11 protein-coding genes are annotated in these 13,856 nt (G+C 63.6%); 4 read left to right on the top strand and 7 right to left on the bottom strand.

All coding sequences use genetic code 11. The features are described from left to right. The first annotated feature begins 6 nt into the window (after positions 1-6). Positions 7-2,238, top strand: a complete 2,232-nt coding sequence (locus IFT99_RS09835) for a xanthine dehydrogenase family protein molybdopterin-binding subunit (RefSeq protein WP_192131933.1) — start codon at positions 7-9, stop codon at positions 2,236-2,238. Positions 2,239-2,500: 262 nt separating this feature from the next. Here IFT99_RS09835 and xylB read toward each other — a convergent pair whose 3' ends face one another. The 5 genes from xylB to IFT99_RS09810 form a co-directional block, all read right to left on the bottom strand. After that, positions 2,501-3,985 carry a xylulokinase gene (gene xylB, locus IFT99_RS09830; protein ID WP_192131931.1) on the bottom strand — a complete coding sequence of 495 codons (1,485 nt, stop codon included), beginning with the start codon at positions 3,983-3,985 and terminating at the stop codon, positions 2,501-2,503. Between the two features lie 86 nt (positions 3,986-4,071). Further along, on the bottom strand, positions 4,072-5,070 hold the full coding sequence (locus IFT99_RS09825; RefSeq protein WP_192131929.1) for a substrate-binding domain-containing protein: 999 nt from the start codon (positions 5,068-5,070) through the stop codon (positions 4,072-4,074). A 26-nt stretch (positions 5,071-5,096) separates the two neighbouring features. Then, the gene (locus IFT99_RS09820; protein ID WP_192131927.1) at positions 5,097-6,038 is read right to left on the bottom strand and encodes an ABC transporter substrate-binding protein; all 942 of its coding nucleotides are present in this window, start codon (positions 6,036-6,038) and stop codon (positions 5,097-5,099) included. Positions 6,039-6,102: 64 nt separating this feature from the next. Then, on the bottom strand, positions 6,103-7,095 hold the full coding sequence (locus IFT99_RS09815; protein WP_065987077.1) for an ABC transporter permease subunit: 993 nt from the start codon (positions 7,093-7,095) through the stop codon (positions 6,103-6,105). A gap of 15 nt (positions 7,096-7,110) precedes the next feature. Then, positions 7,111-8,688 (bottom strand): sugar ABC transporter ATP-binding protein, encoded by a 1,578-nt coding sequence (locus IFT99_RS09810; RefSeq protein ID WP_192131925.1) that lies wholly within the window; start codon positions 8,686-8,688, stop codon positions 7,111-7,113. 530 nt (positions 8,689-9,218) lie between these two features. On the opposite strand from IFT99_RS09810, the gene IFT99_RS09805 reads away from it, so the two are divergent. Beyond that, a complete protein-coding gene (locus IFT99_RS09805; protein ID WP_065986037.1) occupies positions 9,219-10,088 on the top strand; it encodes an isocitrate lyase/PEP mutase family protein in 870 nt (289 codons plus the stop codon). A gap of 105 nt (positions 10,089-10,193) precedes the next feature. Here IFT99_RS09805 and IFT99_RS09800 read toward each other — a convergent pair whose 3' ends face one another. Further along, complete coding sequence (locus IFT99_RS09800; protein ID WP_192131923.1) at positions 10,194-11,222, bottom strand: alpha/beta hydrolase; 1,029 nt, start codon at positions 11,220-11,222, stop codon at positions 10,194-10,196. A 222-nt stretch (positions 11,223-11,444) separates the two neighbouring features. Between IFT99_RS09800 and IFT99_RS09795 the strand changes: the two genes are divergently transcribed. Continuing rightward, positions 11,445-12,383 (top strand): AraC family transcriptional regulator, encoded by a 939-nt coding sequence (locus IFT99_RS09795; RefSeq protein ID WP_244656939.1) that lies wholly within the window; start codon positions 11,445-11,447, stop codon positions 12,381-12,383. A gap of 21 nt (positions 12,384-12,404) precedes the next feature. Here IFT99_RS09795 and IFT99_RS09790 read toward each other — a convergent pair whose 3' ends face one another. Further along, positions 12,405-12,860 carry a (R)-mandelonitrile lyase gene (locus IFT99_RS09790; RefSeq protein WP_244656938.1) on the bottom strand — a complete coding sequence of 152 codons (456 nt, stop codon included), beginning with the start codon at positions 12,858-12,860 and terminating at the stop codon, positions 12,405-12,407. Between the two features lie 94 nt (positions 12,861-12,954). Between IFT99_RS09790 and IFT99_RS09785 the strand changes: the two genes are divergently transcribed. Continuing rightward, positions 12,955-13,854, top strand: coding sequence for a LysR family transcriptional regulator (locus IFT99_RS09785; protein ID WP_192131921.1), 900 nt, complete (start codon positions 12,955-12,957; stop codon positions 13,852-13,854). Positions 13,855-13,856 lie beyond the last annotated feature (2 nt).

Raw genomic sequence — 13,856 nt, 5'->3', positions numbered from 1 at the left:
TTCACCATGACTGATGCAATGATTGGCTCGGCACCCCGCCGCATCGATGGCCAGCGTAAGGTCACCGGCAGCGCGATGTACGCGTCCGACCATCACCTGAACAATATGGCTTACGGCTACGGTGTATTCAGCACCGTCGCCAGCGGCAAGATCACCGGCCTGGAACTGGACGCGGCGCGTAAATCGCCGGGCGTGCTGGAGATTCTGCATCACGGCAACTTCCCGCCGCTCTATCACAACTCGACGCTGCCGATGTCGTTTGCGCAGATCCTCAAGGCAGCCAAGTCCGACGAAAGCCGCCTGCCGTTCGAGGACGACACCGTGCACTACGCCGGGCAGTTCGTCGCCCTGGTGGTGGCCGATACCTTCGAGCACGCGCGGGCCGCGGCCTACAAGATCAAAGTCAGCTACAGCAAGACCGACGCGGTCGCCAACCTCGAACAAGGCTTGAAAGCCGGCCCCTTGCAGGACGGCAGCCCGAACCACACCCGGGGTGACGCCGCCGCTGCGTTCGACAGCGCGGCCCACAGCATCGACGCCACCTACTCGACCCCCGTCGAAACCCACAACCCGATGGAAATGCACGCCACGGTCGCCAGTTGGGAAGACGGGCGCCTGATCGTCTACGAAGCCACCCAGGGCGTGGTCGCCCACCGCAATTCCCTGGCGAAGATCTTCGGCCTGATCCCGGAGAAGGTCGAGGTGCGTGCGCCGTTCATTGGCTCGGGTTTCGGCAGCAAGCTGTGGATCTGGCCGCACTCGGTCGCCGCCTGCGCCGCCGCCAAGGTGCTCAAGCGCCCCGTGCAGCTGGTCGTGCCGCGCCAGCAAATGTTCACCACCACCGGCCATCGCCCGGAGACCCGTCAGCGCATGCGCCTGGCAACCGACGACAAGGGCAAGCTGCTGTCGGTGCGCCACGAATCCATCAACACCACGTCCTTTACCGACCCGTACAAGGAAAACTGCGGCACCTCGACCAAGAGCCTCTACAGCTGCGCGAACGTGCTGGTCACCCACAAGATCATCGAGGTCAATCGCGGCACGCCGACCTCCATGCGTGCGCCAGGTGCTGCGCCGGGGCTGTTCGCCCTGGAGTCGGCCATGGACGAGATGGCGGAAAAGATCGGCATGGACCCGCTGGCATTCCGCAAGCTCAACGTCTCCGAACGCGACGAGAGCCAGAACCTGCCGTGGTCGAGCAATCATCTGCAGGAATGCATCGACAAGGCTGCCGAGCGCTTTGGCTGGAGCAAACGCAACCCGGCGCCGGGTTCGATGAAGGACGGCACCGAGATCATCGGGTATGGGATGGCCGCCTGTAACTGGGACGCCTATCGCACGCCGGCAGAGGCGCAGGTTGCGCTGCGCGCCGACGGCACGGCCTGGGCCATTTGCGGGGTGCAGGACATCGGCACCGGCACCTACACCATCGTTGCTCAAGTGGTCAGCAGCATCACCGGCATCCCGCTGGACAAGATCGAGGTCGAGCTGGGCAATTCGTCGTTCCCGCCGGCGCCGGTGTCGGGGGGATCATGGGCGACCGCCAGTGTGCTGCCGGCCATTGCCGAGGCCACCCGCCAGGCCGTTGACCAGTTGAAGGCGTTCGCGACTGCGCCCAAGGGCGTGTTTGCCGGGGTCAAGGCCGACCAGGTGAGCTTCGAGCAGGGCCAGTTGAAAAGCGGCGACAAGACCTTTGCCATCGCCGACGTGCTCAAGGCGCAGAAGCAGTCCAGCGCGTTCGGTGAAGCCAAGACCGGCATGAACGACACCAGCAAGCATTCGTTCCGCTCGTTCGGCGTGCATTTCGTCGAAGTGCGCTGGGACCCGGGCATCTCGCGGCTGCGCGTGTCGCGGGTGGTGAGTGCGATTGATGTGGGCAAGGTGATCAATCAGAAAACCGCGCTTAACCAGGTCGAGGGCGCCATCGTCATGGGCGTCGGCATGGCACTGTTTGAAGCGACGGACTTCGACGAGCGCAACGGCATGCCGGTGAACAACAACTACGCCGAATACGTGGTGCCGGTGCACGCCGACCAGCCGGAGATAGACGTGATTTTGCTGGACTACCCGGACTTCGAGCTCAACGAGTTCGGCGCTCGCGGTATTGGTGAAATCGGCATCACCGGCCTGGCTGCGGCGGTGGCCAATGCGGTCTCACACGCCACCGGCAAACGCATTCGGGATTTGCCGATTACGTTGGACAAGCTGATGGAGTTGCCGCCGACGATGAAGGTCTGAGCCGGAAATCCCAGTGCGCTAACCGCCCTCTTCCCGGCTAAAGCCGGTCCTACGCACCGCATGCCGTCAGTGGGACCGGCTGTATGGTAGGACCGGCTTTAGCCGGGAAGCCTTTGATGTTGATTGATCGTTCCCACCCTCTGCGTGGAAACACCAAACCTGTGGGAGCGAGCTTGCTCGCGAAGATGTATCACATCCGCTAAACCTCCAGCGGCTGAAATGCAGTCTTCGTGAGCAAGCTCACTCCCACACATTCCGAACATCACCCACGTAATCCCTGCGCCGCACCCAGCAAGCCTTTGAATTTCCCATAACGCGCGCTCAAAGCTTCCTGCACCGCCGGCATCGGCTGATACCGCGCCTTCACCGCCATCCCCCGCTTCAGCCACTCGGCCCCCTCCCCGATCGAAAGGAACCCCAGCTTCGCCGCGCCAATGCAGGCGCTGAGTTCGCTGCCGTGCAACGTGTACACCTCGCGATCCAGGATGTTGGCGAGTAACTGCGCCCAGTATTCGCTGCGTGCACCGCCGCCCACCAGGGCGCAGGCGTTAACCGTCGCGCCGGCGGACAGCGTGGCGTTCATCGCGTCCAGCAGCCCGAAACCGACGCCCTCCAGTACCGCATAACCCAGCATCGCTGGCGTGCAGTCATGGGCCAGGTTCATGAATCCACCGCGCAACAGCGGGTCGTTGTGGGGCGTGCGCTCGCCCGCGAGGTAGGGCAGAAACAGTGGGCTGGAAACCGCCACCGGCTGATCGACCGGCAACTCAGCGTGAACCTGATCGAGCAACGCCTGCTCACTGGGCTGACCCAGCAACCGAGTGACCCAGCGCAGGCAACTCGCCCCGGCCAGCATCGCGCCCATGGTGTACCACCGCTGCGGCAGCGCGTGGCAGAAGCTGTGCACGGCGCTGCCCGGATTGCCCGCCGGATGGTCGGTGATCGCGACGATGGCCGCACTGGTGCCGAGGGTAACGAACGCATCACCGGCGTTGATCGCGCCGATGCCCACCGCCGAAACCGGGTTGTCACCCCCGCCTGCGGCCACGGGCAGACCCAGCGGCAGCCCCAGGGCATCCGCCGCCTCGGCACTCAGCCCGGCCGACGGTTGATCGGCCTCCAGCAACCGGGGCATCTGCTCGATCGTCAGCCCGGTGGCGTGAAGCATCGGCGCGTACCACTCGCGCTTGGCCACATCCAGCCACAACGTGCCAGCGGCGTCAGACATGTCGCTCACCTGCTCGCCGGTCAGCAGCAAGCGCAGGTAATCCTTCGGTGACAGCACGCTGGCGATACGCGCAAACACCTGCGGTTCGTGCTGCTGCATCCACAGAAGCTTCGGCGCGGTGAGCCCGGCCATGGCCAGGCTGCCGGTGACGCCGGCGTACTCCGGAAAATCGTTGTTCAGCTGCGATGCCTGAAGCACAGCGCGGGAGTCGTCCCAAAGAATCGCCGGGTACAGCACCTGCTCCGCCGCACCCAACAGAACGGCACCGTGCATCTGCCCCGACAAGCCGATGCAGCCGACCCGCGCCCATGCCTGGGGATCGCTTGCCCGCAACTGCCCGAGCGCTGACAGGCAGGCCTGCCACCAATCGGCGGGGTTCTGCTCCGACCAGCCCGACTGCCGGCGGCTGACTTCCACCCGCGCACCGGCCTGGGCCAGCACCACGCCTTCGCCGTCCAGCAGCACGGCCTTGAGCTCGGACGTGCCGAGGTCAAGGCCCAGGGAAACAAGGTGATTCATGAAAATTCGGTTCCTGAAAGTTGGTGCTTGAGCGTTCGGTGCTTAAGAGTTCAGTGCCTGAAAATCCGGTGACTGGCAGCGGACGCTCAAGGGCACCCGCACGAGTTACGAATCCGTAAGGTCGGCGCCAGTCGCTCCGACACTCGTTTGCCCTCGGGCTTATCAATGCGCTGCAACAGCAACTGCACCGCCCGCGCGCCCAGGGCCTGCACCGGCTGAGCAATCACGCTCAAGCGCGGCAGGAAAAAATCCGCCCAGTCGAAATCATCAAAACCCACCAGCGCCATTTGCTCGGGCACGTCGATGTGGGCGTCACGCAAGGCGTGCATCGCGCCAATGGTCATCAGGTTATTCGCCGCCAGAATCGCCGTGGGCGGCGGGTTCAAGCGCAACAACTGAGCAGTGGCGACCCGTGCGGATTCGCTGTTCGACTCGCCGTCGATCAGCAACTGCGGATCCCACGGTACGTCAGCGTCCAACAGCGCCTGCCGGTAGCCCTCGATCCGCTCCTCCGTCGTGCTCAGGCCGCGATGCCCGGCAATCATGCCGATGCGCCGGTGACCGTGGCCGATCAGATGAGCGACCAGCTCGCAGGTGGCTTGGCGATTCTCGACGCCGACCTGATCGAAACCCTCGACCGCCAGCCGGTCCACCAGCACGCTGGGAATCGCGTTGCTGCGCAGGTAGGCCAACGCGGCCTGCTGCGGGTCGCTGGACGGCGCGAGCAGAATGCCGTCGACGCGACGATGGTGCAGCGCCTGAACCACGCGCAGTTCCTGGGCGGGATCGTCGTGGGTGTCGACGAACAGCATCATGATGCCGTGGCGCGCGCATTCGGTTTCAATGGCGTGCACGGTCTCGCTGAAATAGTGATTTGACAACGCCGAGATCGCTACGCCAATGGTGTTGGTGCGCGAACGGGCCAGCGAGCGCGCCAGGGTGTTGGGGACGTAGCCCAACTCCTGAACCGCCCGCTGCACCGCTTCCACCGTCTTGGCGCTGACCTTGCGCGTGCCGTTGAGCACGTGTGAAACGGTCGACGTCGACACCCGCGCCCGCTTCGCCACGTCTTCCATTTTGATCACGGCAACGACTCCTTCAGGCCTGCGTCTCAGTGCTTGCTGGACCAGCCGCTGTAGGAACCGACGTTGTCGCGAGTGATCAGTTTCGGCGTGAGTTGGGTGACCGCTTCAGCCGGCTTTTTGTCGTTGAGCAGATCGTTACCAATGACCACCGCTTGCTGCGCCATGGCCCAAGGGTCCTGACTGGCCGAGGCCTGAATCGAGGTGTCGGCCTTGAGGGCCTGCTCGATGTCTGGCGCGCCGTCCACCGAGGTGATGACGATGCCGCTGCGTTTCAGTTGCTTGGCGGCCAGGTCACTGCCGATCGCCTGGGGGTCGTTGATCGCGAACAGGCCGTCGATTTTCGGGAAGCGCGTCAGGTAACCCTGCATCGCGTTAAGGCCACCTTCGCGGGAGCCTTTGGCGTCCTGATCGTCGGAGAGAATCTTGATGTCCGGCGCGGCGGCGAAGGCCGATTTGCAACCGGTGACGCGATCGGTGACGGCGGTCACCTGCGGGCCGTTCTGGATGATCACGTTACCCTTGCCCGACAGCTTGTCGACGATGAACTGGCAGGCCAGCTTGCCCGCTTCGACGTTGTCGGTCTGCACGGTGGCATCGACGCCGGCAGCGCTGACGTCGACGGCCACGACCTTGATGCCGGCGGCCTGGGCCTTTTTGACGGCCGAGGCAATGGCCTTCGGGTCCACCGCGTTGATCAGGATCAGGTCGACGCCCGAGGCAATAAAGTTGTCGATCTGCGAGAACTGCTTGCTCAGGTCGTAATCGGCGGAGACGGAGGTCACTTTGACAGCGGGGTTGAGCTCCATGGCCTTGGCCCTGGCGCCGTCGGCCAGGGTGACGAAATACGGGTTGCCCAGGGAACCGAGGGTGATGCCGACGGATTTCAGCTCGCGGGCTTCAACGCCCTGGGACAGCAACGCGGCCAGGCACAGGGACACGACAGCGGGGAATTTGCGTTTGACGTTCATGGGTTCTCTCTTGTGATTATTGTCGGAGTCTTCGTTGAAACGCGTGCAGCCATACAAGGTTGGATCAGGTCCGCGCACCGGATTGGCGATAGCGGTCCAGGGCCACCGCCCCGATGATGACGATGCCTTTGATGATGTATTGCCAGATATCGGAAACGCCCAGCAGCACCAGACCGTTGGTCAACACGGCGATGATCAGCGCGCCAATCAGGGTGCCGCCGATGGTGCCGACGCCGCCGGTGAAACTGGTGCCGCCGAGGATCACCGCCGCGATGGCGTCGAGCTCGTAGGACTGGCCCAACTGCAGGCCGTTGGCAGCGAACAGGCGGGAAGCGCTCATTACCGCGCCGAGCCCGGCCAGCGCGCCGGAGACCGCGTAGACGAACAGCAACACCTTCCACACCTTGATCCCGGACAGGCGCGCCGCTTCGGGATTGCCGCCCACCGAGTAGATCTGCACGCCCATCACCGTGCGGCGCAGGATGAACCACGACGCCGCGATGACTGCGACGGCGATGATCACCAGCCACGGCACGCCGAGCACCGAGTCGTTGCCGATGAAGGCGAACGGCAGGTCGGGGTTGAACACGGTTTTGTCGTCGGCCAGCAGACGCGCCAGGCCGCGCATGGCGGTGAGTGCGCCGAGGGTGACGATGAACGGCGGCAGGCGCATGAACGCGATCAGTCCACCGTTGACCAGCCCCAGCAGCAGGCCGAAGCCGACACCGGCGGCGATGCCGAGCATGCCGAACTGCGGTGACATCGACGCTTGCAGGGCGACCACTGCAGAGGCCGCGAGAATCGCCCCCACGGACAGGTCGATGCCGGCGGTCAGAATGACGAAGGTCATGCCCGCCGCCAACACCACGTTGACCGAAGCCTGCTGGGTGATAATCGACAGGTTCTGCCAGCTCATGAAGGTGTCGGTCATCAGCGAAAAGCCGATCAGCAACAGGATCAGCACCGGCAGCATGCCGACGGTGCGCATCAGTTCGCGGACCCGTTCACGCTTGCTGATGGCGGCAACGGTGGGTGAGTTTTCCAGGGGCAGACTCATGGCCTGGGTTCCTTTTTATTGTTGTTGAATGGGGTGGTCGAAAGTATCGCGGGCGCCGTGGGCCGCGGCGGCTGCGGCGTTCTCGCTCCCCGTCGCCAGATCGATGATCCGCTCCTGGGAGATCTCTTGCCCCGACGCCCCGCCGACTTCGGCCACCAGCTCGCCTTCGCGCATGATCAGCACGCGGTCGCAGGTGCCGATGATTTCCGGCAGCTCGCTGGAGATCACCACAATGCCGACGCCGGCCTTGGCCAGCTCGTTGATGATCCGGTAGATCTCGGACTTCGAGCCGATGTCCACGCCGCGGGTGGGCTCATCGAGAATCAGCACGTGGGGCTTGACCTCCAGCAGCCGCGCCAGCAGCACTTTCTGCTGATTGCCGCCGGACAGCGCGCCGACATTGACCTTGCCCGACGCCACGCGGATCGACAGCGAACGGATCGCCTCGATTGCCCGCTGTGCGCCACGGCCGCGATCCAGCACGCCACCGGCATGGGCGTCGGGCACGCAGGCGCAGACGTTGATGTTGTCGCGCACGCTCATGTCCAGAAACAGGCCCTGGGCCTTGCGATCTTCAGTCAGGTAAACCACCCCCGCACGGATGGCGTCGGTGGGGTTGCGCAGATCGGTGATCGCCTTGCCGGCCACTTCAAGGCTGCCGGAGGTGCGCGGATCGGCAGCGAAAATCAGTCGCGCCAGTTCCGTGCGCCCTGCCCCGACCAGCCCGGCGATGCCCAGCACTTCGCCCGCATGGAGATCGAAGCTGCACGGTTTGACGCGCTTGCCGTCGGCCATGTCGCGCACGCGCATCACCACCGCGCCGGGGTCGTAGGCGGCATGTTCTTTCTTGTAGAAACCGGAGAGGTCGCGGCCGACCATCATCTTCACCAGCGCCTCGGCCGACAGCGCGTCGCGCTCCAGCATGCCGACGTACTCGCCGTCGCGCAGCACTGAGACCCGGTCGGACAGCTCGTAGATTTCGGCCATGCGATGGCTGATGTAAATGATCGCCAGGCCCTGGTCACGCAGCTGCTTGATCAGCGCAAACAGGCGGTCGGTCTCCCGGGACGACAGCGGCGTGGTCGGCTCGTCCATCACCAGGATTTTCGCGTTGGCGTGCAGCGCCCGGGCAATCTCCACCAGTTGCCGCTCGGCAATGGACAGCACGCTGACCTTGGTGGAGGGTTTGAAATCGGCGCCCAGTCGCACCAGGACGTCGACGCAACCGGCCTCCATCGCTTTGCGATCGATGCTCCAGCCACGGCGCAATTCGCGGCCAAGGTAAATGTTCTCGGCGACGCTGAGGTTGGGGCAGAGACTCAGCTCCTGATAGATCACGGCGATGCCACGCGCTTTGGCAGACAAGGGGTCGAACGCGCTCAGGGCCTGGCCGTCGATGCGGATCTCGCCACCGGCGTCGGCCTGGTAAGCGCCGGACAGGATCTTCATCAGCGTCGACTTGCCCGCGCCGTTCTCGCCCATCAGGGCATGAACTTCACCGGCGTACACCTTGAGGGCGACATTTTTCAGCACACGCAGGCCGTTGAAGGTCTTGGAAATGGCGGTCATTTCCAGCACGGGCTGGGGAGACATAGCGGGGACGGCGCTCATGGCCGGGCGGCCGATGAAGCAGCAATGACGAGCGCGGACAGCACACGCGGCAATCGAGCAGACGAGCTGATCATGTGAATCTCCGAGGTTTCTTGTTTTTATGCCTGGGCCACCTCTTTGCGGGTGACACTCGGGAATTGCTTTGAAATATTTCGGAACAGCTGAATCCTAGAACAGCTGAATCGATTCACGCAAGCGCTTGCTTTGTTATTTGGAGTTGAGGTCGTGTGGTGTGAGGCCTGGCGCCTTCCCGGCTGAAGCCAGTCCTACTGCGCGGTGTTTCAGTAGGACCGGCTTCAGCCGGGAAGATGCCGGGGTGATCACCCTCGATTCTGCGGTATGAGGTCTGGCGCCTTCCCGGCTGAAGCCGGTCCTACTGGGCGCGGTGGAGGTCAGTCCCGTCGGGGTGCAATGGCAATTCAATGCACGTCGCTCATCGAGGTGAGACGTTTCAGCCTGAATTTGCGGTAGCATTGCTGGCATTTCGATGACGGCCTGAATCAGGAAGCCTTATGTCCAGAATTTCCCACTCCGCTTTGCGTCGCAAATTCCGTGAGCAGCTGGCTTCGCAGCACTGCGTCGAGACGGCTTCAGTGTTCGATCCCATGTCGGCGCGCATTGCGGCGGATCTGGGGTTTGAGGTCGGTATTCTGGGCGGATCGGTGGCGTCGCTGCAGGTGTTGGCAGCGCCGGATTTTGCACTGATTACCCTGAGCGAGTTCGTCGAGCAGGCCACCCGGATCGGTCGTGTCGCGCAACTGCCGTTCATTGCCGACGCCGACCACGGCTACGGCAACGCCCTGAACGTCATGCGCACCGTGGAAGAACTGGAGCGCGCCGGTGTGGCGGCGCTGACCATCGAAGACACCTTGCTGCCCGCGCAATTCGGCCGTAAATCCACCGACCTGGTCTCGATCGAAGAAGGCATCGGCAAGGTCAAGGCCGCTCTTGAAGCCCGGGTCGACCCGGAACTGACGATCGTCGCCCGGACCAACGCCGGGGTCTTGCCGGTCCAGGACATCATCGAACGCACCCTGGCCTACGAAAAGGCCGGTGCCGACGGCATCTGCATTGTTGGCATCAAGGACTTCGAGCACCTGGAGCAGATTTCGGAAAAGCTCACCGTCCCGCTGATGCTGGTGACCTACGGCAATCCCGAGCTGAATGACCGGCAGCGCCTGGCTGATCTGGGGGTGCGGGTGGTGGTCGCCGGTCACGCGGCGTACTTTGCCGCGATCAAGGCCACCTACGACAGCCTCCGTGCCCAGCGTCAGGTCACCCACAGCACCTCGAACCACAGCGCCACCGAACTGACCCACACCTACACCTTCCCGGAAAATTACGTGGCCTGGGCCAAGGATTTCATGGATGTGAAGGAATGAGGCTGTGGCGTGACGCCAATGTGCGTCACGCCACGTAAACCCCTGATCTACCCCTTCGATCCGTCGACACCGCGCCGGATCAAGCGGCTTGAAACAGCCTGGGGGTTACTTCAGGTGGGTCTGAAAGAACGCCGTCAGCCTGTCGAAAGGGATCAGATTCACCCGGTCATACAGGTCCACGTGCCCGGCACCCGGAATGATCACCAACTCCTTGGGCTGACCGGCCAGGCGATACGCCTCCTCGCTGAACTCACGGGAATGGGCATTCTCGCCAGCGATGAACAGCATCGGCCGCGGTGAAATCGTCTCGATGTCAGCGAAAGGATAGAAGTTCATGAACTTCACGTTGCTGCTCAGCGTGGGGTGCGTGGTCAATTCAGGCGACTGGCCCTTGGGGGTGAACTCGCCCCGTGGGGTCCGGTAGAAGTCGTAAAACTCACGTTCGATCGGGTTGGACTGCTCGGTGAGTGTGTCCACGGTGCCGCTGGTGTACTGGGTTTTGCCGCCGGCGAATTCGACGTCGCGTTGTGCAGCGGCGGCCGCGATGGTTTCTTTGCGTTGCTCGACACTGACCGAATGATGCAGGCCGTTGCGATTGACGCCGCCCATGTCATACATGCTCACCGTGGCGACGGCCTTCATGCGCGGATCGATCTTCGCGGCGCTGATGGCGAAACTGCCGCTGCCGCAGATGCCCAGCACGCCGATGCGGTCGCGGTCGACGAAACCCTGGCTGCCGAGGTAATCAACGGCGGCACTGAAGTCTTCGGCGTAGATCTCAGGGGACACCAGATTACGCGGCCGGCCTTCACTTTCGCCCCAGAAGGACAGATCGATCGCCAGCGTAATGAACCCCTGCTCGGCGAGTTTCTGCGCGTACAGGTTCGAGCTCTGTTCTTTCACGGCGCCCATGGGGTGACCGACGATGATCGCCGGGTACTTGCGGCCGCTGATCATGTCCTTGGGCACGAACAGGTTGCCCACTGTCTTCATCTGGTATTGATTGTTGAACGTCACCTTCTGCCGGGTGACCTGTTCACTGGTGTAGAAATTGTCAGCTCCGCTGGACATATCGGCTCCCATTGTTGCGAATGAGCTGGCCAGCAAGGCCAGCCCCATCATCAGCTGTTTCATGAATGTCTCCGGCGCAAGAGCGCGGCGCGAATGAAGTGTGCGATGCACATATTCATGGGGCAGCCCGGGCAGGCAGTAGAGCGATCCGGTGGCTTTCTTGCCCGATCCGATCAATCCGCAGGGGTGAGGCTGGACGGCTGTTTTACCGGGCCCGTACAGTTCCGGCTCGGCAGGACAGCAAAACCACGGCAACGCCGCGGCAAAACCAGGTGGGGGAAAAACATGGGCGACACCGCGATTTCAATGCAGGCAACAGGCAGCGACACCCGAGCCCAGTTGCAATCGCTGACGCGCATCATCGGCAGCCTGACGCCGGCCTCCGGTGATTTCCCCACCGTCATCACCGGCCTCGGCCTGTTTCGCCGCGAAGCACCCTCGCCGCCGGTCACCTGCATCCTGGCCCCGAGCATCGTGCTGGTGGTTCAGGGCGCCAAGGAAATGGTCATCGGCAGCGATGTCTATCCCTACGACACGACGCGCTTTCTGATCACCTCGCTGGACGTACCGGCCAACTCCGCCGTGACCCTCGCCAGCGCGGACGTGCCCTGTCTGGGACTGGTCTTCAAGCTGGACCTGCGCACCTTGACCGAGCTGATCGCCCAAGGGGACATCCCGGCACCGAAGGAGCGCACCGTGCGCAAAAGCGCGGGCATTGCCAGCCTGACCGCAGCGCTGCTCGATCCCCTCGCCCGACTGGTCAATCTGTTGCAGGAGCCCGACGCCATTCCGGTGCTCTGGCCCCTGTTGCAGCGCGAGATTCACTTCCGGCTGCTCCAGGGCGATCGGGCGCCGCTGCTGAGGCATATTGCTTCGGTCGACAGTCAGGGTTACCGCATTGCCAGGGCCATCGACTGGCTGAAGCTCAATTACACGACGTCCTTGCGCGTCGAAGAGCTGGCCGCGCGGGTGCAGATGAGCGCGCCGAACTTCCACCTGCACTTTCGCAACCTCACGTCCATGAGCCCGCTGCAGTACCAGAAATGGCTGCGCCTGAACGAGGCGCGACGGCTGATGCTCAACGAACACCAGGACGCCGCCAGCGCCGCGTTCAAGGTCGGTTACGAAAGCCCGTCGCAGTTCAGTCGCGAGTACGGTCGGCTGTTTGGCGCACCGCCGAAAAAGGACATCGCGCGGATGCGCAGCCAGGCTGCGGCGGGGTGAAGACCAACCCTCGCCAGCCCCTTAGTCTTTTTTTACCGGCCCGGCCAGGTAGGTCTGCTCGGTCACCGGCTCCAGCCAGTCAACCGGCTTGCCGTCCAGCGCTTCGTTGACCGCGACGTGTTGCATGGCGGTGGTGTCGGTCGCGCCGTGCCAGTGACGACGGCCGCAATTGCACCAGATCAGGTCGCCCGGACGGATTTCGGTTTTCGGCCCGCCTTCGCATTGGGTCCAGCCGACGCCATCGGTGACCAGCAGTATCTGCCCCAGCGGGTGGGTGTGCCAGTTAGTGCGCGCGCCGGGCTGGAAATTGACGACAGCCAGGCCGACCCGCGCCGGTGCCGGGGCGTTGAAAATCCGGTCGATTCTTACGTCGCCGGTGAACCAGTCTGCCGGCCCCTTGATGGCCTTGGCCGAGCCGGCGCGGTGGATCTGCATGTCTTCATTAGCGGTATCAGTGGCGCTCACGGTGGCATTCATAATGATCTCCAGAAAATGTGCAGGCAGCGTAACAAGGGCTTATTCCCGACAGTATCCGTAGAATGCTTTGATCAAAATGAAGGAATGCTTCGCAATGGCGGATTACAAACTCGATGACCTGGCGGTGTTCCTTGCGGTCGGCCGCGAAGGGAATTTCACCCGTGCCGCTGCCGCGCTGGGCATCTCACCCTCCGCCGTCGGCCAGACCATACGCCTGCTTGAGGAGCGTCTAGGCGTTCGCCTGCTCACCCGCACCACACGGAGTGTGACCCGCACCGAGGCCGGCGAGCAGTTGTTCAAGGGCCTGGCGCCACTGCTTGACGGCATCGCGGAACAGGTCAACGCCGCCATCGAGCATAGCGCCCGGCCTTCCGGCACGGTGCGCATCACGGCGGACGAGTTCGCCGCGCGTTACGTGCTCTGGCCGCGACTCAGACCGTTGCTCGATCAATACCCTGACATGACCATCGAGCTGGTCACCGACTACGGCCTGACCGACATCGTCGCCCAGCGCATCGACGCCGGCGTGCGCCTGGGTGACACCCTCGCAGCGGACATGATCGCCGCGCCGATTGCCCCGCCGTTGCGGCTAATGACCGTGGCGTCCCCCGATTACCTGGCGCGGCATTCCACGCCCCGGGTGCCGGAAGACCTGCCCGGCCATCGCTGCATCAACCTGCGATTGCCGACCCATGGCGCGCTGTATCAATGGGAGTACGCCAAAAACGGCCGCGAGACCCGCGTGCGCGTCGACGGCCCGTTGATCATGAACAGTGTGTTTCAGATTCTGCAGGGGTGCCTGGATGGCGTCGGTCTGGCGCAGCTCCCCGAGGGGCTGGTGGCCGGGCATATCGAGCAGGGCGAACTGGTGGAAGTGCTGGCCGATTGGTGCGAGCCGTTCGAGGGCTATCACCTGTACTACCCCAGCCGGCGCCAGCACACGGCAGCGTTTCGCGTGGTGCTGGAGGCGCTGCGGATCAATCCGCTGGTTTGAGA

It is taken from the genome of Pseudomonas sp. CFBP 8772, assembly GCF_014841665.1.
GTDB classification, from domain to species: Bacteria; Pseudomonadota; Gammaproteobacteria; order Pseudomonadales; family Pseudomonadaceae; genus Aquipseudomonas; species Aquipseudomonas graminis_B.
The sequence above is the reverse complement of the archived record's forward strand: the minus strand, read 5'-3'. Positions and strand labels throughout refer to the sequence as shown.

What these genes read in the sequence shown, in the direction of transcription:
- IFT99_RS09820 (WP_192131927.1), bottom strand. Translation starts at nt 6,038, where the DNA reads ATGAACGTCAAACGCAAATTCCCCGCTGTCGTGTCCCTGTGCCTGGCC.
- IFT99_RS09790 (WP_244656938.1), bottom strand. Translation starts at nt 12,860, where the DNA reads ATGAATGCCACCGTGAGCGCCACTGATACCGCTAATGAAGACATGCAG.
- IFT99_RS09800 (WP_192131923.1), bottom strand. Translation starts at nt 11,222, where the DNA reads ATGAAACAGCTGATGATGGGGCTGGCCTTGCTGGCCAGCTCATTCGCA.
- xylB (WP_192131931.1), bottom strand. Translation starts at nt 3,985, where the DNA reads ATGAATCACCTTGTTTCCCTGGGCCTTGACCTCGGCACGTCCGAGCTC.
- IFT99_RS09815 (WP_065987077.1), bottom strand. Translation starts at nt 7,095, where the DNA reads ATGAGTCTGCCCCTGGAAAACTCACCCACCGTTGCCGCCATCAGCAAG.
- IFT99_RS09835 (WP_192131933.1), top strand. Translation starts at nt 7, where the DNA reads ATGACTGATGCAATGATTGGCTCGGCACCCCGCCGCATCGATGGCCAG.
- IFT99_RS09785 (WP_192131921.1), top strand. Translation starts at nt 12,955, where the DNA reads ATGGCGGATTACAAACTCGATGACCTGGCGGTGTTCCTTGCGGTCGGC.
- IFT99_RS09795 (WP_244656939.1), top strand. Translation starts at nt 11,445, where the DNA reads ATGGGCGACACCGCGATTTCAATGCAGGCAACAGGCAGCGACACCCGA.
- IFT99_RS09805 (WP_065986037.1), top strand. Translation starts at nt 9,219, where the DNA reads ATGTCCAGAATTTCCCACTCCGCTTTGCGTCGCAAATTCCGTGAGCAG.
- IFT99_RS09810 (WP_192131925.1), bottom strand. Translation starts at nt 8,688, where the DNA reads ATGTCTCCCCAGCCCGTGCTGGAAATGACCGCCATTTCCAAGACCTTC.